Source organism: Puniceibacterium antarcticum (assembly GCF_002760615.1).
Taxonomy (GTDB): Bacteria; Pseudomonadota; Alphaproteobacteria; order Rhodobacterales; family Rhodobacteraceae; genus Puniceibacterium; species Puniceibacterium antarcticum.
Genome location: NZ_AWWI01000067.1, coordinates 21,717 through 41,209, shown reverse-complemented (window position 1 = coordinate 41,209; position 19,493 = coordinate 21,717). Strand labels below are relative to the sequence as shown.

20 protein-coding genes and 2 pseudogenes are annotated in these 19,493 nt (G+C 58.5%); 9 read left to right on the top strand and 13 right to left on the bottom strand.

Features of this window, described 5'->3' with window-relative positions; all coding sequences use genetic code 11:
* Nucleotides 1–37: 37 nt before the first annotated feature.
* Nucleotides 38–586: an SDR family NAD(P)-dependent oxidoreductase gene (locus P775_RS10940; protein WP_245875639.1), complete on the bottom strand. Its 549-nt coding sequence runs from the start codon at nt 584–586 to the stop codon at nt 38–40.
* Here P775_RS10940 and P775_RS28895 point away from each other — a divergent pair.
* Nucleotides 486–995 (top strand): hypothetical protein, encoded by a 510-nt coding sequence (locus P775_RS28895; RefSeq protein WP_245875640.1) that lies wholly within the window; start codon nt 486–488, stop codon nt 993–995. The two genes, P775_RS10940 and P775_RS28895, sit on opposite strands and share 101 nt — an antisense overlap.
* Complete coding sequence (locus P775_RS10930) at nt 992–1,642, top strand: NAD(P)-dependent oxidoreductase (RefSeq protein ID WP_099911043.1); 651 nt, start codon at nt 992–994, stop codon at nt 1,640–1,642. Before P775_RS28895 ends, P775_RS10930 begins: the two co-directional genes overlap by 4 nt.
* Before the next feature lie 365 nt (nt 1,643–2,007).
* Here P775_RS10930 and P775_RS10920 read toward each other — a convergent pair whose 3' ends face one another.
* The 9 genes from P775_RS10920 to P775_RS10880 all read right to left on the bottom strand — a co-directional run bounded on the left by P775_RS10920 (nt 2,008) and on the right by P775_RS10880 (nt 12,966).
* On the bottom strand, nt 2,008–4,899 hold the full coding sequence (locus tag P775_RS10920; RefSeq protein WP_180287411.1) for a cytochrome P460 family protein: 2,892 nt from the start codon (nt 4,897–4,899) through the stop codon (nt 2,008–2,010).
* A gap of 1,041 nt (nt 4,900–5,940) precedes the next feature.
* Entirely contained in the window at nt 5,941–6,879 is a 939-nt protein-coding gene (locus P775_RS10915; protein WP_425439899.1) for a LysR family transcriptional regulator, read from the bottom strand.
* Complete coding sequence (locus tag P775_RS10910; protein ID WP_099911039.1) at nt 6,879–7,508, bottom strand: aspartate/glutamate racemase family protein; 630 nt, start codon at nt 7,506–7,508, stop codon at nt 6,879–6,881. Before P775_RS10910 ends, P775_RS10915 begins: the two co-directional genes overlap by 1 nt.
* Nucleotides 7,505–8,959, bottom strand: coding sequence for a dihydropyrimidinase (gene hydA / locus P775_RS10905; protein WP_099911038.1), 1,455 nt, complete (start codon nt 8,957–8,959; stop codon nt 7,505–7,507). The genes P775_RS10910 and hydA overlap by 4 nt, the downstream gene beginning before the upstream one ends.
* Complete coding sequence (locus tag P775_RS10900; protein ID WP_099911037.1) at nt 8,956–9,885, bottom strand: N-carbamoyl-D-amino-acid hydrolase; 930 nt, start codon at nt 9,883–9,885, stop codon at nt 8,956–8,958. The genes hydA and P775_RS10900 overlap by 4 nt, the downstream gene beginning before the upstream one ends.
* A 17-nt stretch (nt 9,886–9,902) precedes the next feature.
* On the bottom strand, nt 9,903–10,571 hold the full coding sequence (locus tag P775_RS10895) for an amino acid ABC transporter permease (protein WP_099911036.1): 669 nt from the start codon (nt 10,569–10,571) through the stop codon (nt 9,903–9,905).
* Nucleotides 10,572–10,580: 9 nt separating this feature from the next.
* On the bottom strand, nt 10,581–11,249 hold the full coding sequence (locus P775_RS10890) for an amino acid ABC transporter permease (protein WP_099911035.1): 669 nt from the start codon (nt 11,247–11,249) through the stop codon (nt 10,581–10,583).
* Nucleotides 11,249–11,995, bottom strand: coding sequence for an amino acid ABC transporter ATP-binding protein (locus tag P775_RS10885; RefSeq protein WP_099911050.1), 747 nt, complete (start codon nt 11,993–11,995; stop codon nt 11,249–11,251). Before P775_RS10885 ends, P775_RS10890 begins: the two co-directional genes overlap by 1 nt.
* A 110-nt stretch (nt 11,996–12,105) precedes the next feature.
* The gene (locus tag P775_RS10880) at nt 12,106–12,966 is read right to left on the bottom strand and encodes a transporter substrate-binding domain-containing protein (protein ID WP_099911034.1); all 861 of its coding nucleotides are present in this window, start codon (nt 12,964–12,966) and stop codon (nt 12,106–12,108) included.
* A gap of 1,128 nt (nt 12,967–14,094) precedes the next feature.
* Between P775_RS10880 and P775_RS29410 the strand changes: the two genes are divergently transcribed.
* From P775_RS29410 to P775_RS28880, 3 genes are read left to right on the top strand one after another with little or no spacing between them, the layout of a single operon-like run.
* The gene (locus P775_RS29410) at nt 14,095–14,253 is read left to right on the top strand and encodes an alpha/beta fold hydrolase (RefSeq protein ID WP_281256075.1); all 159 of its coding nucleotides are present in this window, start codon (nt 14,095–14,097) and stop codon (nt 14,251–14,253) included.
* Between the two features lie 18 nt (nt 14,254–14,271).
* Entirely contained in the window at nt 14,272–14,541 is a 270-nt protein-coding gene (locus P775_RS28885) for a hypothetical protein (protein ID WP_245875636.1), read from the top strand.
* Nucleotides 14,542–14,589: 48 nt separating this feature from the next.
* Nucleotides 14,590–14,895 (top strand): alpha/beta fold hydrolase, encoded by a 306-nt coding sequence (locus P775_RS28880; protein ID WP_245875635.1) that lies wholly within the window; start codon nt 14,590–14,592, stop codon nt 14,893–14,895.
* A gap of 232 nt (nt 14,896–15,127) precedes the next feature.
* On the opposite strand, the gene P775_RS10870 is transcribed toward P775_RS28880, so the two are convergent.
* From P775_RS10870 to P775_RS10855, 3 genes and pseudogenes are all read right to left on the bottom strand, one after another.
* A complete protein-coding gene (locus P775_RS10870) occupies nt 15,128–15,340 on the bottom strand; it encodes a response regulator (RefSeq protein ID WP_281256074.1) in 213 nt (70 codons plus the stop codon).
* Nucleotides 15,341–15,571: 231 nt separating this feature from the next.
* The gene (locus P775_RS28480; protein ID WP_245875634.1) at nt 15,572–15,865 is read right to left on the bottom strand and encodes a response regulator transcription factor; all 294 of its coding nucleotides are present in this window, start codon (nt 15,863–15,865) and stop codon (nt 15,572–15,574) included.
* A 188-nt stretch (nt 15,866–16,053) separates the two neighbouring features.
* A pseudogene (locus P775_RS10855) lies at nt 16,054–16,552 on the bottom strand (hypothetical protein).
* Nucleotides 16,553–16,781: 229 nt separating this feature from the next.
* Between P775_RS10855 and P775_RS10850 the strand changes: the two are divergent.
* The 4 genes and pseudogenes from P775_RS10850 to P775_RS29815 form a co-directional block, all read left to right on the top strand.
* Nucleotides 16,782–17,096: a hypothetical protein gene (locus P775_RS10850; RefSeq protein ID WP_143520874.1), complete on the top strand. Its 315-nt coding sequence runs from the start codon at nt 16,782–16,784 to the stop codon at nt 17,094–17,096.
* 63 nt (nt 17,097–17,159) lie between these two features.
* A complete protein-coding gene (locus P775_RS10845; protein ID WP_099911030.1) occupies nt 17,160–18,665 on the top strand; it encodes a multicopper oxidase family protein in 1,506 nt (501 codons plus the stop codon).
* Between the two features lie 55 nt (nt 18,666–18,720).
* Nucleotides 18,721–18,942, top strand: a complete 222-nt coding sequence (locus tag P775_RS27555) for a hypothetical protein (protein ID WP_143520873.1) — start codon at nt 18,721–18,723, stop codon at nt 18,940–18,942.
* A gap of 107 nt (nt 18,943–19,049) precedes the next feature.
* Nucleotides 19,050–19,241, top strand: a pseudogene (locus P775_RS29815) (hypothetical protein); the annotation flags it as partial.
* Nucleotides 19,242–19,493: the final 252 nt, after the last annotated feature.

Below are 19,493 nucleotides of genomic sequence, written 5' to 3'. Positions count from 1 at the left end.
GTCCTTTCGGTTGGGCCAGAGTCTATCTCAAACTGGATTAGCTGCAGGGGGCAACGTCACTCATCATCATGCAGCACAGCCTGCTGTCCTTGTAGGCCTTGCCCGGTTTGAAAGGCTTGCCGTCGATCATGGGGACGGCATCTTTGAACCCGTCCTTAAACCCCTGAAAATCCCTCAAATCGGCGGGCGCGTGGATCGGGATCTTGCCGCCGAATTCCTCTGAATTTGCGGTGACTGTGCCAAGTGTTACCAGACGGGGTGCCGAGGATTTCTGCAGATCCTCACACATCAGATTGGCGAGAAGAAAATGCCCGCGGTAGTTGGTGGCCACGCTGATCTCATACCCTTCGGGGGAACGCATTGGTGCCTTGAACTGCGGCAGATAAGTCGCTGCGTTGCAGACCAGCGCGTCTAATGGCCTGCGCTGTGCCCGGAACGCTGTATGACAGGCGCGCACGCTCTGCAGCGATCCTAGATCAAGAGGCATGATTTCGAAGCTCTGCGCCGGAAAATTCAGGGACTTTGCGGCTGCCGCGGCTTTTTTAACGTCGCAACAGGCCATGACGACCTGCCAGCCGTGTTTGATCAGTGCGTGGGTGGCGTGCAGACCAACCCCGGAAGATGCCCCTGTCACGAAGCAGAGTGGATTGTTTTGCAGACTCATTTGTTTGCGGGTCTCGACTGTTGGAGCTTTTCAATTAAGTGTAAATCAAACTGGACAGTCGCACACAACTGGAGATCAAGATATGGAGAGAACCTGGATCAGGCCTGTGCTTATTCTGGGAGCCCTTGCGGCACTTATTACACTTAATATCATCGAATTCAGGGGAAAGCGAAAGCAGGACGCGCTGGACATGGCCGCTGTTGCGCGGTCAGATAATCCGGACACGATGCTTGCACACAGGCAGTATAGGCAGACCCAGAACATCGAACAGGTGCTGCATATCGTGAACTCTGTCCTGATCGCCCTTCTTTTTGCGGTGCTGACAGCATGAAGGTGGTGGTGTTCGGCGCGACAGGGGGGACCGGGCGGGCAGTGATAAAAATGGCCTTGGCGGCAGGACACAACGTCACGGCCTTTGCGCGACGGGCAGATCGCATTGCTCCGGCCGACGGGCTGAATGTCGTAGAGGGTGACGCGATGGACAAATCCGACGTGGTGAGGACACTGAACGGGCAAGACGCAGTTGTGATCAGCCTAGGCAATTCCCAGAATGCCTTTGCGCTGATGTTCGGCGCAGGTCGCACGACACCCAAGGACATATGCGAAATCGGAACCCGCAATATTCTTGAAGGCCTGCCGAAGGGCCGGAACATCCCCATCGTTGTCGTCGGAGCCTTCGGAACCGGGGACACGGCCCCAAACCTGCCGTTCATGTTCAAGCTGTTCTACCGGCTGATCCTGCGCGAACAGATGGCTGACAAGGAAAAGCAAGATCAGATACTGAAAGGCTCGACCGCATCTTATACCCTAGTTCAACCTCTTGCCTTGACTGACAAACCTGGCACCGGAACCTGGAATGTGTCCCACGATGGCATCTATGGAAAGACGGAAGTGCCCCGCGACGACCTCTCACAGTTCATCTTGGAAACATTGGAAGAAGGCGATCACAGCGGTAAAACCGTCACATTTTCGGGATGACAAACCGTTCATGGAGAGTTCGCGGTTACGTTCCCTCACCTGCCCCCCTGTTTCGCCGAACATCCTCAGATGGGTATTGCCAAGTTATTGACTGGCTTTGATAAAGTTAGGAAAAATAGATGAACATGGCAACCAAAGGCATTAGATAGATCGCATCGGGCGACATTTCGCGGATTGTATCCGTCGTGATCGTCCACTGAAATCCTTCACAATCTGACGCAAACAACTTCGCGCATTTCGCAGAACAAGCGTGTCCGGGTAAGGGGTTTTCCTCGTAAACTTCAGAAATTTGCGACAGAACCATTTTGCGGAGGATTACCGCGAATTCTTCTTCTAATTGCGACATTCTAACTCAGCGTGCTGCGCTACCGCATTCGCGCAGAAGCTGACGCTGTCGGCAGTTTCCAACCCTCGATCGGGGTGCCCTCGGTCTTTAGTCTGCTGGCAAAGTAATAGAGCCGCTGCGTCGCGGGACCCTTCGGCGCTGTCTCGAACCGCTGCTTGAGATAGTAGGGCGGAATGGCCTGGGAATAGAGCGTCGCCGTCACGGTGACTGCTGCCGGATCGGTCCCCTCGGGCAGGGTGATCCGGTAGTCGAGCCGGTCCTCTCCGGGGGAAAAATCTGGATCATGTGCAGCCTCCCCTTCCGGCATGGTCGCTTTCATAAAGGCCGCTGTCACTTCACTTTCCCCAAATTTGGCTTTGAAAGCGTCGGTGCCCGGTGTCAGCGCGCCATGCGGTGTCAGGCGGTTGTCCTTGGGGTGGTAAATGCGATGAATGAAACTAGTGGTGAATGCGCGATCGGCGTTTTGGGTCAGCTCTTCGTATATCTGTACCTGATCGGGGCTGTCGATCATTCGGTGATGCGGTTGATACAGCGCTTCGGTCGCGCCTTCCGGCACAACATCCAGAAACTCGGTCTTCAGCGGATTGCCGTCAGCGCCGACAATCACGCCGGCGTCGTTGGAACACCCCGAACACCAGAGCACCCGCTGATCCGGACCAATGGCCTTAACCTCAAGAAACGCGCGGCGGAACCCGACGCCCGAGGGCAGGCGGTGCCCGGTTAGGTTCTCGACCGTTACAGCAGCGACCAGCCCATCATCGCCAGCTGTCACATCGACCGAAATGGCGGCCGTCTCGCTCCTCGCCTGTAGCTCCATCGTGTCGATGGAAAGCTGCGCTCCGTTGTCGGCGTAGGTCATCGGGTCGGTCAGGCTCATTCCCGTCTCGTCGCTGAACTGTCTCACCATCTCGACCATATAGGCGTTGAGGCCCACAAAATTGTGCCGCTTGTACCCCTCGCGGAAGGGGACGGCGATGTCTTCGGTGGGCAGACGGTTTTCGACCTCGGGCATCATGCTGTCTTGAATCGTTGCGATCTGGGTGGTGATCGGATCAACCTTGATCGTGCCGTCGACGCTTTCGAAATTCCCCTTCATATGACAATCCTGACAGCTCTGCGCTGTGTCCGGATCGGCGTAGGAACTGTTGACCCATTCGATATAGGTGGCCTGTTCGACAGAATGCTGGAACCGGGTCAGGGGTTCGGGGAAAGTCACGCCGTAAAGGTCCTTCAGAAGGTTTGATCCGTTGACCGAGGCCTGATTGAACACCGCCTGATCAGCACCGGTATATCCGGGCAGAGGGGTATTCTGGTTGGCATCCACATTGGGCAGGTTGATCGTGTGGCACGCGCCACAGAGTTCGCTGTCCTTGATGTATGCGTCGTGCATCGGTGTGATGCCCATGGCATTCTGCATCGGCTTCTGGCGCACATCCTTGAACGGACCGATCAGCTGGTCCGAGTTGTTCAGACGAAACACACCCGTGGTGCCATTCATGAGGTATGTGTCGAGCGTGTTATACTCTGGCTGGCCCTCGGCGCGCTGTGGCGGGGCGATGTGGTGGCAAACGGCGCAGGAAATCCCTTCCCGTGCGAGGTTGCCGTATTGGTGATAGGCATAGGTGCCGTCGGCCAGCTGTGCCTCCTTTTCGGCCTGGGTCAGCGGGTCGTGCAGCAAGGTGTAGGCGACCTTGAAATTGTTCGGATCCAGTCCCGCATCGGGGTTGGCATGGGCGTCAATCTGCAACTGCCGCTGGCCCATTGCGCCGTGGCAGGACAGACAGGTCGTACCGACATTCGCCACCAAATCCCCATTGCCGGAGGCCTCAAGCAGGGCAAATTCGCTTTCCAACTGGGCGAAGAAGATCGGATCGCGCCCTGCCAGACCCATCGGCGACCAGCGCCATTCGCCATATTCCGAAATGTTGTAGCCGTCGCCATAGCTTGGTCCGTCCTGCAGGAACATCGTCGTGCCCGAAGGCGGGCCGCCAAGGCCACCATGACAGCCAACGCAATTGTCCGAGGTCAGGAAATGTTGCGGATCTTCGGGACGTGACGGCACGTGATCCAGCCATTCACTGGGCATTTTCAGCACCTGATCCGGGGGCAGGTTGATGCCACCGACGGGCGGGAACATTTTGGCAAAGACCGGGTTAACGTCCTCTGGCGAGTCGGGTGCAGCGGCGTTCATCTTGGCCAGCAGGCTGCGATTATGGAACTGATCGCCGATCAGCTGCGATTGGGAAACACCCATCGCCGGCCGCTGCCATTTCGGCAGGTTGAACGGCCCCGCCGGAAAATCTTCCAGATTGCGCCAGCTCTCATCGACGCTGAAAATCAGGGGCTCGCCCGGATATCCTTCGACATTCGATAGGGCGGAAAAGATCAGCTCGTTTGCCGCAGAGGCGTGGCAGCGCATGCAGGTGCCCGCCCCCGCCTGCCCCGAGGGCGGATTGAAAGGTGCGTCAAAACTGTCAACCTTTGCATCCTGCGCGACCGAGGCAAAAAACCAGCCACCGTGGCTGACCGCGCTATCCTTGACCATGACGGTCCAGTTCAGGTTGTTGTCTTTCCTGAGGTATTCAATCATCTCCGCTTCGACCAGCGCAGGGTCATCCGGGTGAATGTAGTCCAACATTTGCCGGTATTCATTATAGCGGGCAGCCGGAGGGCTGACCATTTCCTTTACCACCATCGCACCATCCGGCACCGCGCCCAGCCGCCCGCCTTCAAGCCAGTCGATCACTTGGGGCGAATAGTAAATCCGTACAGCTGGGTGAACACCATAAGAGCTCTCGAGCACGAATGGGCCAGTGTCGCGCCAGCTCTTGTCAGGGGTCCAGCCCAGGCCGACATAATCCCGTGCTGCTATAAAGGGATAGAGCGCGTTTTCATAATCAAGGAGTGGCATTTCAGACGGCAGCGGCAAGGCAGGGGGCTGGCCCTGAGCGAAAGCACCCTGAGAAGCGCCTAAAAAAAAACAGATACAAGTCATGAAACGCGGCATCTCAAACCCTAACACTAGATACACTAGGATCAGGATGCGGAGCGAAACGCTTTCTTGCAACTAAAAAGTGTGCAGTAGCGGTTTCCGGGGACTGAACGTTTTGGATGCAGTGGCCCTTGCTGCGCAAAATCCATGAGGGACCCATCTCGTGAATCCAGCGGGAATTGTCGTTTGTGGGCACGCCCTGTTTTGCAATAGTTTTCTTTATGATTTTAATCTCATTGCTTAGCGGTCATTCGTCCGGTCGGTTTGCGCGGTGCCAACGCCGCTGGTCCTGATGAAGTCCTCGAGCCGGATCCCATCAGGTTGCCGGGCTTTGACGTTCTGACAATGCCTCGGGGGGTGTTTTCGCTTTAACGCGCCGCGTCCGCAAATTGGCGTGCAGGTGCTGCATCAATCACGGTTGGCAGCAGCTTGCCATGCCTCAAGTGCTTTCAGTCAGTGGTACCGGATGGCGATTTCAAACAAACGACGCGCTGGTAGGGAGAAAGAATTGCGGTTTGCGGAGTGCCGTGAAACGAAGCGCTTTAGAATACAGGATGATCGGAAGCCCTGCATCGCCCACTCCCGTTCGCAAAACGGCAGAGGGCTGTTTTCGCCGCGGTTGCCGCGGTTATTGAGCAACTTTTGGACCAGTGTTTGAGGCCGGACGCGACCTCGCGCCTTTCGGCCCATACGAGCGCAGTTTGTACGCCGCCCGGCAGTGCATTCCAAAGAAATGTCACGAGAGGGAGTATGATCCTTTTGGGCACAAAGCGGTGGCGCTCGCAACTGAAGTTGTCAGCCTGCATCCATATCGACTACCCAAATCGTGCTCCAGCCGCCAGCTTCAGCAGGTTAATATGACAACACCTCTCGATACCATTCTCCGTCTCCTTCATAGGATATTTTGCTCGAAATAGAGCTGAAAAAAACGGGGCATGACCTTTGCGGAATCGTCTCAGTTCAATACCCTGGCGGATGATGCGGTTTGGGAGTGCCTATGGGAAGTTGGCGGCGCAGTTCTTCCACAAAATTCAGCAACAGCCCCGAATGCGGCACCCCCTTGCGCGTGAGTATCAGCGCGCGAACCTCGCAAGCCGGGCTGAAAGGGCGGGTAACAAGGCCGCGGCAGAGATAGGGCTCGGCTGAATAGGGGTCGACAACGGTCACTCCCATCCCTTCAGCCACCAGCGCGGCGGCAGTCTGGCAGTAGCGGACTTCGATGCTGGGCCGGTAACTGCCGCCACCCTGAACAAAGCCCCGCGAAACCAGCCGACCAAGCTGCGAGGCCTGATCAATGCCAATCACGGATCGGCCAGCAAGCATCTTCGGAGTGATAGAGGTCTCTGCAGCCAGTGGATCATTTGTCGGCATCAGAACGACCATCTGGCTGCGTGTCAGCAGTTCGGAGTTCACCGTTTCCAGCTTTTCTTCGTTGAGCACCAGTCCGATGTCCGCCAGCCCGGTTTGCACCGTATCTACCACGTTTTCCAGCCGCCGCACGTCATAGCTGACAGAGACGTCCGGACGGGCTGCATGGAAACTGCGCAGGGCCCTGACGCCCAGAGAATACCCAAGCGGGGGGGTGGAAATCACCCGCAAGCGTCCGATCTGCCCCAAACGCATGTTCTGTGCGCGCGTGGAAAACGAGCGAAGTATACCAAACAGCGGGCGTATCTCTTCAAAAAGATCACGTGCTTCCATGGTAGGGGAAAGGCGCCGCCCTGTCCGTTCGAACAGCGAAAGCCCAAGCTGAAGCTCAAGCTGCCGCAATCCGGCAGAGACGGCGGGCTGCGATATGCCGAGGAACTCTGCCGTTTCTACTGTAGTGGCGCACCTCATCATTCCGGCAAAGATCTCCAGGAGGCGTAGAGAGACGTCCGGGAGATCCCCTTGGCGCATCATCCCAGAACCGCGCCAAGCGCCATGGCACCACCAGCCATCACCGGGTCTATGATAGCAAGGCCTGTGTCAGCCGCCAGTCTTGCGCGGATCGGGGCCATGCCAGCACAACCCAGAACAATCGCGCCCGCACCCATTTCACCCAGGCGTTCCGCGGCAGCGCGGACTTCGGCGTAGACACTTTCGTCCCGGCCCGACGCCTCTGCCGAGACACCTGACAGGGCCAGTTCTCCAGCCAAGCGTGCCTCGACGCCCATCATTCTGATCTTGCGACGATGGCGCGGGACGGACTTTGGCCCAAGGGCAATGATCCCAAACAGATCGGCCCGGGCCATGGCGGTCAGGATACCGGCCTCTTGTATCCCGATGACAGGCTTGGCTGTCAGACTGCGGGCCAGATCCAGCCCGGGGTCCGAGAAACAAGCGGTGATGTAGGCATCAGCCTCTATCCGTTGCACCAATGCGCCGACACCAATTCCGGCGCGCGCGACATCTTCATCGCTGGCGATTGTCAAGGGAGCCTCTGGCAGATCCATGACCCGGAAGTGATCGCCCAAGGGGGCAAGGGCCGTGGCAATGCCCTGCGTGACGGTCACGGCGCTGTTGGGATTGATGACCAGGATCTTCATCTAAGTACGCTTCCAAAGTTCTGTGCGGTGTCGAATTCAGGCGCTGTGAAGCCCGGTTTGCCACGCAGGTCCACCGGGGCGCGGCCAAAGAACCGGCCCTGCCCTTCGCTGGCTTTCAGAACTCCGTGGGCGACGATGGTGCGACCGCGGTTCATCACCACTTCGGGCACACCAGTGATTTCCATCCCATCGAACGGTGTGTAGTCCATGTTGTCATGCTGATCCGCATGGGTGACGGTGCGGGCGACGTCCGGGTTCCAGATCGCGATATCCGCGTCCATACCCGGCGCAATGCGGCCCTTGGTGGTGCAGCCAAATGTCTTTGCCGCATTGGTCGAGGACAGTGCGACGAACTGTTCCGGCGTGATCCGGCCCTTTACTACGCCTTCGGAAAACAGGTAGGGCAGGCGGGTGGCGATGCCCGGCATTCCGTTGGCAATCTTGGGATATGCAACATCGGGCCCGTTCAGGAACTTGCCTGTTGCATCGGCACGGTAGGGCGCGTGATCCGAACTGACGCTTTCAAAGGTTCCCATCGCGATATGGTGCCACAGCGCCTCCTGTGTGTCGTGCCCGCGCAGAGGCGGCGAGCAGATGTATTTTGCCCCCTCCATGCCGGGCCGGTCGAGGTCGTCGCGCGTCAGGGCAAGGTATTGCGGGCAGGTTTCGGCAAACAATTTGGCACCGTTGAACTTTTCGCGTCGCACGATCTCAGCCCCGCCTGCGGTCGAGACATGTACGATGAACAGCGGTGCATCGACGAGCTTGGCCAGTTGAATGGCCCGATTGATCGCCTCTTCCTCGGCCAGCTGTGGGCGGGAAATCGCGTGATATTTCGGCGCAGTCAAGCCCTTGTCGGCCAGACGGCGGTTCATCCATTTGACCATGTCGTTGTTTTCGGCATGAACCATGGTGATCGCACCGTGGTGACGGGCAACTTCCAGAATATCCAGCATCCCCCCATCACCCAGATTCATCAGATCGTAGGTCATGAAGACCTTGAAGGACGTGATGCCACGGGCAAAGGCGCGGGGTAGCTGGTCGTGCAGCACTGCCTCAGTCGGGTCCGAGATGATCAGGTGATAGCTGTAGTCGATGACTGAGCGGGCGCCACGGGCGTCGTACGTGGCCAGCACATCATCGACACTCTGGCCGCGCTGTTGGGCGGCAAAAGGTATGAACGAGGAGTTGCCGCCGAAGGCCGCAGAGACAGAACCGGACAGGTAGTCATCCGCCGTCATCACGCCGGATGAGCTTTCTTGCGCGATATGAGCATGCGCCTCGATACCGCCCGGCATGACAAGGCGGCCGCCGGCGTCCACGCGTTCGACCCCTCCGTCAAGGACCTCTGCGACAGCGGAGATACGTCCATCGGTTATACCGATGTCACCCCTGAACTGCCCGTCGGCGGTGACGATCGTGCCGCCGTGGATGACTGTATCAAAACTCACTCCGAAGGCTCCTTCACACCGGTCTGAGACGCGATGAGGCCGTAATGTTCGATCCGGCGGTGCGCGTCAAAGTTGAACACTGTAGACTTGCCAAAGGTGCATTTGTCAAAGTCCGCTTCAGCGACAATCAGCTCGTCTCCTTCGCCCTGCGCCTTGGCAATCACAAATCCGTCCGGATCCACAATGATGGAGCCTGCAAACATGTGATTTCCGTCCTCCATGCCACATTTGGCAACCGCGATGGCATAGGTGGAATTCTGGTAGGCGCCTGCACAGACCGACAGCTCGTGATGATACATCCGCCGTTCGATACCCTCGTCCTTCGACAGGTTGTTCTGGGACGGGGTGTTGTAGCCGATGGACACCAGCTGCACGCCCTGCAGGCCCAGCACGCGCCAGCTTTCGGGCCAGCGGCGGTCGTTGCAGATGGACATTCCCATGATGATCCCCTGGCTACGGACCACGTTGAATCCAGTGTCGCCGGGCAGGAAATAGCGTTTCTCAAGGTGCTGATGCGTGCGCTCCGGTTCGAACTCGGCATGGCCCGGCAGATGGGTCTTGCGATAGCTCAGCAGGATCTCGCCCTTAGGTGAGACGATGATCGAGGTGTTGAAATGCTCGCCCTCCGGCGTCAGTTCGCAATAGCCAAAGGTAAAGCCCATGCCATACTCCCGGGCGCGCTCGAACAGCGGCTGCACGGAGGCATTGGGCATTTCGGTTTCGAACCAGTGGTCGAAGTCGGCGCGGTCTTCAACATAGAACCGCGGGAAAAAAGTTGTCAGCGTCATCTCGGGATAAGCGATGAATGCCACACCCTTTTCGTGGGCGTCGTCCATCAGCGCGATCATTCTGGCGACAACCTCTTCGCGGGTCTCGTCCTTCTGGATGCCACCGATCTGGGCACCGGCGATCGTCATCTTGGTCATTTGGGGGTCCTTTCAGGTCAGTTTACGGCCAGGCCGCGCTGGTAGCGGGACGTCACCCGAACCAGCGGCCAGAGCACAAGGAGGTAGAGGCCCGCTGCAAGCACAAGCGGCGAGGCGTTATAGGTGACGGAACGGGCCATGTTGGCCGAGTAGAGCAGTTCGGACAGCGACACGACAGAAGCGAGCGAAGTGAGCTTCACCACCTCCACCGTATTTGACAGCAGGTCCGGCAGAACGTTGCGCACGGCCTGCGGCAGGATCACATGGAACATCGCTTGTGCAGTTGACAGGCCCGTTGCACGGGCGGCCTCGGACTGGCCCCGCGGGATTGACTTGATGCCGGCCCTAAACACCTCGGCGAAATAGGCCGAGTTGTTCAGGAAGAATGCGACCACAACGGCCATGAAGGGGCTCATCTTGATGCCCGCAAACGGAAGGCCCGAGTAGACAAAGACCAGCAGAACCAGCGGTGGGAAGGCCCGGAAGAAATCAATCCAGACAACCGACACCCATTTCAGCAGCTTATTGGGCGAGAGAGCGGCCAGCGCCAGCCCCAGGCCCCCAATCAGACCACACAGGATGACGACTGAGCAAAGCTTCAGCGTCATGAACGCGCCCTTGAGCAGCAGCGGCAGGGCCTGGGCCATGATCTCGAAGTTGAAGAATGTGTTCAGAAATGCGTCCATGTCCGCCCCCTATGTCGCATATTGGTAGTGCCGTTCGATCCGGTGCGACGCGATCACGGCGGGGACAAAGATGACGAGATAGGCAATGGCGGCCATTGTCAGCGGAGTCGCGGAACCCGAAAAGCTTTGCGCGGAGGACGAAACCGACAGGATCTCTTTCACGCCTATGACAGATCCAAGGGCCGTCAGCTTTGTCGTGGCCAGAGTGCGGTTGACAAGCGGTGGAATTCCCATGCGGGCCGCCTGCGGAAAGGCGATGTAGAACAGGGTCTGCGCCCGGGACAGGCCCGTGGCCCGGCCTGCTTCCCACTGGCCCGCAGGCACCGCAGTCAGCCCACCCCAGAAGATCTCCTCGGCAAACGCAATCAGGACCGCTGACAGGACAAGATAAATGACCATCCACCCCGACAGGTTGATCCCGAGAGAGGGCATTCCGAAGTACAGGATCAGGATCAGGACCAGCGGCGGCAAGGCCCGCATCATGTTGGCAAAGACGATGATGAAGAAATTCACCCAACGGATCCCTGCCACACGCAAGCAGGCAAGCAGCGCGCCACCCAGGACGCCGGCGATGATCGTCGTCACGGCAAGGCCCAGCGTCACCCCCATCGCGTCGATCAGGTCGGGCAGGTAGTTTGCAATGACCTGCGTGTTGAAAAATGTCTCAAGGAAGCGCATCAGGCGGCATCCTCATCTGTGTTCAACACGCGCGCCAGAAAGCTCTTGAGCCGGTCAGATTTTGGATTGCCGAATACCTCGTCAGGGGTGCCCTGCTCCACGACATATCCACCATCCATAAAGATCACGCGGTCTGCAGCCTCGCGGGCAAAGGCCATCTCGTGGCTCACGACCAGCATGGTCATGCCTTTCGCGCGCAAATCCTTCATCACCTTCAGGACAGAGCCCACAAGCTCGGGATCAAGCGCTGATGTCGGCTCATCAAACAACATCACCTTGGGATCAAGCGCCAGCGCGCGAGCGATGGCGACACGTTGCTGCTGACCGCCCGACAACTCGTTTGGCATGGCATCGGCCTTGTGTCGCAGACCAACCTGATCCAGCATCTCAAGCGCGCGTGCTTCGGCCTCGGCCGCGGGACGTTTCAGCGCCTTGGTCTGGGCCAGCATGACATTTTTCACAACCGACATGTGAGGGTAAAGATGAAAGCCCTGAAACACCATGCCGACCTTGAGACGCATCCGGTCCAGATCCCGCCGGGGAATGTCGGTGATGCGCTGTCCGTCGATCATGATCGCGCCAGAGGTCGGCTCCTCCAGCCGGTTGCAGCAGCGCAGCATGGTAGATTTACCCGAACCAGACGGGCCGATCACAAAGACCATCTCGCCCTCACGAACCCTGAGATCAATGTTCTTCAGGACTTCGGTCTGATCAAATCGTTTTTCCAAAGCCGTGATTTCTAGCATGGTGCGGTCTGCGTTCATGTGGGTCGCCTTGGGGTTAGCGCAAATTGTGTCCGGCAGGGCCCACAGGTCCTGCCGGATCACTTGGATGAGACTGATGTTGCCCGTGCGGATCAGAACTCGCAGCTGACCGAATGTTCGGTGTCTTCGTATCCGTCAAAACCCGGTGTGCCATAGCCAGGGGTCGGGGTCACGATGGTCGTACCCTCGGTCGGAGTGACGTCGAACCACTTTTCCGACAGGGTGGCCATGGTGCCATCGGACTTGAGGCATTCGAGCACACTGTCGATCAGGTTGCGCGTGGCCACGTCGTCTTTGCGGAAAGGCAAGCTCCAGACCAAACCTGTAGCGTATTCAAAAGACAGTTCAACCTGCGGGTTCTTCTTGGCCGCCCAGGCTGAAGCTGTCGCTCCGGCCATGTTTGCTTCGGCGCGGCCCGACAGGACGGCCTGAATCGCATCCGTGTTGGTGCCATAGCTCACGATGGTCCATCCCATCTCGTCCGCTTTCTCCTCCAGAAAGCGTTCGTAGACCGAACCCTTGTTGACGGCGATGGTCATGCCTTTGAAATCTTCAAGGCTGTCGAAACCGGCGGCTTCAGACCCCTTGGGCACGACAAAGCGGAAGTTGGTGTCCATGAAACCTTCGGTGAAAAGAAGATTTTCGGCGCGTTCTTCGGTAACCGTGGTGGGGGCGACCAGAAAGTCATAGGTGCCCGCCTGCAACGCCGGAATCAAACCCGAAAACTGCGCGGCAGTGACCGTGACGGGCACGCCCAGCTTTTCTGCAATGGCGGCGGCGAGATCGATGTTGAAGCCTTCGACACCGCCGGACATCGTCGGCATGGCATGGGGCGCAAATGTCCCGTCAACAGCGACGGCGTAACCGTCTGCCTTAATCTGTGCGACCTCGGCAGAGGCAGCGCCGACAAGGTATAGAGTAGCCGTCGAGGCAGAGAGAAGATGTTTCAGCATGGCAGGTTCCTGTCGGTTGCGAGAAGCGGGACACGTTCCGGATCGCGTCCTCGATCGCAATTGGGCCGCCAGCGGGATGAACTTCCAGTATAAATATAGATTTATAATCGACTTATAATATAATCTAGGATTATACATAGGAGCAGCTTTGGAGACTGCAGGACCTGACAACTATTCCGTAAGATACTGACTAATATTCACATTTTTAGACAAATGGTGATTGTAGCATCTTTGAAATATTCATTTTCTCGACTGCTGTCAGCCGGATGATGCTCTTTACGGCCCGTGGGCCTTGCATAAGAAATAGGCAGACCGCCAGAGTTATCATGTTAACTCTTCAAAACCGGGGTTGCCGTAAATGTCGGCCACCCCAAACGATCCCGGCGACCTCCTTCCAGGTTTCAAAGCGCTGCAGCCCGCGGGGAGACCGATGGCGCGGCTGCGGGATTTTGCGCCCAGTGCAAATGGCACGGCAAAGATTTGGTGGCGCTTTGGTGAGCGACTTTTGACCTTGCGCCCCCAAGTGGATTTTCCAGTGAAATGCGCGTTTTCAGTGACTTGCAGGCCGCGCACACTTGATTGATCAAGTATTGTACGAGACTGCGAAGCCACCTCCCACTTCAGGATATCGCGGTTCTGAAACGTCAGACGAGGGCGGGGCTCGACCGGATGGATCGTCAATTGCCGAGCTGAACGCCAAGATCACTGTACGCAACCGCGACATTCTGTGCTCCACACCCGGGATTGGGGCTGTCGCACCCGCCGTCTTGTCAATCCTGCCGCAGGAGACCGGCACGCTTGTGCGCAGCCTGCCGCGCATCATCCGCCAGTCTGGTAAAGGGCAGGGCCGCGCGTTGATCGGGCGCGGGGGGCAAGCCATTGCGCGATGCGCTTTACATGCCCGCACTGGTTGGCATCATCCACAAGAGACCGTTCGCCAAGACTGAACAATCCACGTTCCAAAAGTTCGCGCATCTCCCAGCATAAATGTTAATAGTGAAAGGGTTTTCCTCATAAATTGCAAAAACTTACGACATTATCCCAATCCATATCTGCTCCGCGAAACGGCGCACCTTCGTATGATTCCGTAGGCACTGCTCCGCTTGCAGATTCCCTTCATCCAAAGCGGTGTCCACACACAAAAGGAGAGAACAATGCCAGCCGATCGTCTTCCACCACGGCTGGGACCTGTCTTCAGGCGACTGGGATGCGCAGATGCTGTATTTCGTCGCCAAAGGCTACCGCGTCGTCGCCCATGACCGGCGCGGGCATGGGCGGTCGTCATAGGTTGAAGGTGGCCACGACATGGACCCCTATTCTGCGGACGCCTCGGCCGTGGCCGAGTTCCTGAACCTCAGCAATGCTGTGCATATCGGCCACGCCACCGGAGGTGGAGAGGTCGCGCGCTATGTCGCGCAGTTTGGCCAGCCGCGCGGCCGTGCGGCCAAGGCGGTTCTAATGAGCGCCGTTCCCCCGATGATGCTGAAGACCGACGCAAACCCCGAAGGCACGCCGATGGAGGTTTTCGACGGATTTCGCGAAGCGCTGACGGTAAACCGGGCGCAGTTCTTTTAAGATGTAGCCGCAGGACCTTTCTATGGCTTTAATCGTGAGGGCGCGGAGGTGTCCAAGGCGGTGGTTCACAACTGGTGCAGGCAGGGCATGACGGGCAGCGCGCTGGCCCATTATGAGGGGATCAAGGCCTTTTCCGAGACCGACCAGACCGAGGATCTGAAGGCGATCAGCGTGCCTGTTCTGGTCATCCAGCGAGATGATGATCAGGTGGTCCCCTACAAGACCGCAGCAGTCAAGCAGATGGAATTGCTGCAGAATGGTGAAATTATGATCCATGAAGGTTTTCCAAATGGGATGCTCGCGACCCACGCACATATCATCAATCCATACCTGCTGGCCTTTATCCGGAAGTAAGCCAGGGCAATTTTTGCAACGATCTGGGCAGGGTCGACAAAGCCTGTCCTCCCCTTTGTTTTGCCCTAGGATCCGGAGGTGAGGCGGCCAGCGCCAGTGTCCAAAATGATTAGCAGGCGGACGTGTGGAATACGTATGGAAAGCATATGGTTTTCGTATGGCTAGAGATTGAAGCGGCTCGCTGCTGCGCGCGGGGCAGTCTGGCGAGCTGAACAAGGCAGACAGGCCGAGGTCAGGCGGTGAACGCCTTAATCGCGTCAAGCAGGGCGTCGGGGTCGTGCGGTTTGGTCAGGAAGGCGCAGGCACCGCAGGTCATGGTCTGCTGGCGCGCGGCGGAGGTCGGATAGGCCGTCATCATGATCACCGGCTTGGCACAGTGGCGGCGCAGCATCTCTGCCTGCAACTCGATACCGGACATGCCCGCCATGTGCAGGTCCGTCACCACGCAGTCAAAGTCGCCGAGGCGGTCCTAGTCCAGCAGCTCTTAGGCGGCGACAAAACTAACGCCGTCCATCCCCGCCGAGCACAGCAGCGAATGGACGCTGCCACGCACGCCGGATTGTCATCGAGGATGGCTATCAGAAGGGGCTGGGACATCAGGAAGATCAAACTCAGAGGAAGTCTGTGTGCCCGATAGAAGGGATGTAGTGCCTGAGCCGTGGCGGTGCCATCATACCTAGATGCTATACCGGCTGATGCTGTCGTCGCGCACACCCAGATGTTCGGCCATGCGGACCAGATCGGCCGGGGACTGCGCCACCATCTTTCGCATGACGTTGCCGCGGTGGATCTTGACCGTGATCTCGCTAAGGTCGAGCGGTGCGGCAACCTGCTTGTTCATCAGGCTGGTCACGACAAGGGCCATGACCACTTTCTCTCGCGGGGTAAGGCCGTTGTAATGCGCCTGAAGGTCGGCGATCTGGGCCAGTTCGACACGGCGCATACATCCGGTTGCGTGACCGTCGATCATGCCATCGCCCTTTCTCGCGTGTCGCTGACCCGCAGGCGCATCGTCACGCCGCCGTTTGCATTCTGCGACGCCAGCAGCGTGCCACCGTGCTGTTCCGTGATTGAGCAAGATGGTCACGCCCATGCCCGTCCCCGCGACCCGCATCGTCAACTTATCGGATCTTGCTGAAAAAGAGGTCCACACCCCGCTCAATCGGCCTGCACCTCACAGGTGATGGCGCCCCAGATGCTGTGAGCATCTGAGCGAGATTGTCGACAGGCTGGGGCGGATAGTTTGTGGCGGCGAGGGCGAAATACGGTTTGGACGTGATCGTGGCCAGACAAAAAGAGCTGTGTCTGGCCGGGCGATTTGAAGCGGGCCATGCATTGCCCGCCAGTGCTTTGCCTGCAATCCATGAGAGGGATCTTTTCTCGGCGCCGCGTCCGTCGATGTGAGCCTTTTGATCTGTTGTTTAGAGCGTCCCGCCTTTCAGCTGAAACACAGTCATCGCTTTTCGCGTTGGAAGCGCGGCCCACAGGTGGCAAACAATCGATTCACTTTTAAGGCGGCATAGTTTTTGCCAAATTTGGTAACCCACTTCCGGATCGTCTCGTAGTTCACGATGATGCGGCGCGCCGCAAGCAGATCCGCAACATCGCGCAGGCTCAAGGGAAACCGAAAATAAGAACAGACCGCGTGGGCACTGATCTCAGGCGCGAAACGGTGGCCTTTGACCGCGCCGGAATGTTGGCTTTTGTCCTATCGGTCGCTACGATTTCAGAGCAGGCCCGGCAAGTTGACGATGCCAGTCAACGTGACAACACCGGTGCAGGGTCACGTTTGCGGCAGGGCGATTGCAAGCGCTGCAAAGCTGGATTACGACTTGGGCATGAAGCGTAGCGTCACATGTCGGCATTGGTTTGCAAGCAGCATCGCTGTGCTTCTTATGCTTGTGGTGACGTTTGTCGGGACTTTCACACTCGACCAGATGGACATGTCTATGGCCGCTGGTCCGCATGACATGATGACGGCCATGGAACAGTCCCATTCTGATCATGACATGTCCACCGGTTTGGCCCATGCCGCCTGTCAGATCATCTGCGTCGGCATGACACCCGCTGTGTCGGCAGCGATGCCGGTCACCGCTTTTCGTCTGATCGCTGGCGACTACGCGTCCAGCATGACGCCGCTTCACGATGGCCGCAGCCCCGACCCCTCTCTTCGCCCCCCACAAACTGCTCCGATCGCCTGAGAATCGTCGCGCCTCGGCGCACATCTTCCCACGCCAGGTCCTCGAAGGACCAACGGAGCAACCATGACACATCATTTCACCCGCCGCGGCTTTCTGGCCGGCGGTGCTGCGCTGAGCGCCGCGCCCTTTTTCGCTAACACCGCCAAGGCGCAGACCTCCATCCTGTCGCTGACAGCAGGTAGCCGGACGCTCGACATCGGCGGTCGAGCAGCCACCGTATATGGCCTGACGAACGCCAGCGGCGGCGCTGGCCTGATCCTTGACCCGTCTCAGCGGTTCCGAGTTGATCTCAGCAACACACTGGACGTCGAAACCCTGATCCACTGGCATGGTCAGATCCCGCCCAACATGCAGGACGGCGTGCCGGACATGCCGATGCCCAAACTGGCGCGCGGCGAGATGCGCAGCTACGATTTTGCGCCGCAGCCCGGCACCCATTGGATGCACAGCCACATCCCCACACAGGAAATGCAATTGCTCGCCGCCCCACTGATCGTCCGCACAGCGGAGGACGTGGCCGAAGATCGGCAAGAGGTCGTCATGTTCCTGCATGATTTCTCCTTCCAAGCCCCCGAGGAGGTGCTCGCCCGGATTGCAGGAGCGATGCCGGGAGCCGACGTCCTGCCGGGTATGACCATGGATGGGTCTAACCATGGGGCCATGGATATGGGCGGGATGGATCACGGCAGCATGGGTGGCATGACCATGGGCAACATGGACCACAACGCCATGGGTGGCATGGCGATGGACCTCAACGACTTCGACTTCGACGCCTACCTTGTGAACGACCGCACGCTGACTGATCCGCAGGTGGTCCCGGTCGAGGTCGGCGGTCGCGTTCGTCTGCGGATCATCAATGCCGCGGCTGCAACCAGCTTCTGGATCGACACTGGGGCTGTCAAGGGCACCCTAAGGGCCGTTGACGGGCACGACGTGCACCCCGTGACGGGGCGGCGCTTTGGCATCGCGATGGCGCAGCGGCTCGATATCCTTCTTGATCTGCCCGCTGGTCAGGGCGCCTTTCCAGTCCTCGCCCGGCGAGAGGGGACCCGAGACCAGTCCGGCCTGATCCTTGCGACCAAGGGTGCCAACGTATCCCGCATCGACGAGCTGGGCGACACGCAAAGCCCGGCCTTCGACCTCGACCTGATGCAGGAACGCGGGTTGAGGGCCATGCAGCCTCTGGAAGATCGTCCGGTGGTCAGCGCCGAGATGGTCATGCTGGGCGGGGCGATGTCGCCCTACGTCTGGACCATAAACGGCCAGACTTGGGACAACCACGTCCCAATTTCCGTCCGAAGCGGCGACAGGGTCGAGCTGACCTTTCACAACATGTCGATGATGGGCCACCCTATGCACCTGCATGGCCATGTGTTTCAGGTCGTCGCGATCAATGGTCAGCGCTTTTCCGGCGCACGGCGCGACACGGTCTACGTCCCGCCGATGGCCCAGGTTACAGTTGCACTTGATGCCGGCGAGGCGGCACAGTGGATGCTGCACTGCCACCACATGCCGCATCTGGCAAGCGGGATGATGACGACTTTGAACGTGCAGCCCAAATCTACCTGACGTCTCTGCGCCGCACGGCAGCTGCCGTGCGGCGCAATTTCAAGGGAGAATGACGATGAACATAAGACCCGCCCTCTGGCATGGCGCCTATCAGCTGAAGCAGGAGCCAGAGACACGCTGGTTTGAGGCGCGGTCACCGATTTCTCTCGAACGGATCGCCGCAACGTTCCGCCGCGAACCCGCATCAGAAGACCTCTCCTTTACAGCCAGTTCATTGCGCCGCAGCGACGGGCAGCCTGTATCCGCCCATAAAACTCCGCCAAGTGTCCCGAAATGATCCAGACACGCCGACACGCGCGCAGAGCGACGAAGGTCTGGATGCGTCAGGTGCCAGAACGCCTTTGTCATGTTAGCGACGTGATCCCGCTGCGAGCATAGCGATCGCTGAGGGTCCGCCAAGTTTCACTACGACGCCTGAAGGACCAGCCGTTTACCCGTTCCATCATCTCTCAGGCTGTCTGGGCGCATCATCGTTTTGCCCTGAGCCTGCGCGATGTCGTGTGTGCTGAGCGTGATTTCGATCCCGGTAACAACCACTGGCTTTGGCGCGCCTTTGACGCGAACGGCCACGTCGTCCTTGGTTGCATTATCAGAGGTCTACCGCCCCCCTGCGGTTGATTGATGCCTGAGTGACGGCCCGTTTTGGACAGTCGTTTCTTCTTTGGACACGGCGTCACTGTCGCCTCAGTCCGACTGAGGCGGATCGGCATTGGCGCCAAGACGGCAGGATTTTTCCAACCAGGTGGCCAAAATACGCGCATCATGTGTGGCCGACGAAAGTCGTCTCTGTCAGCCTGCGTGCCTGTGTTAACCTTGTCCGCAGGGAGG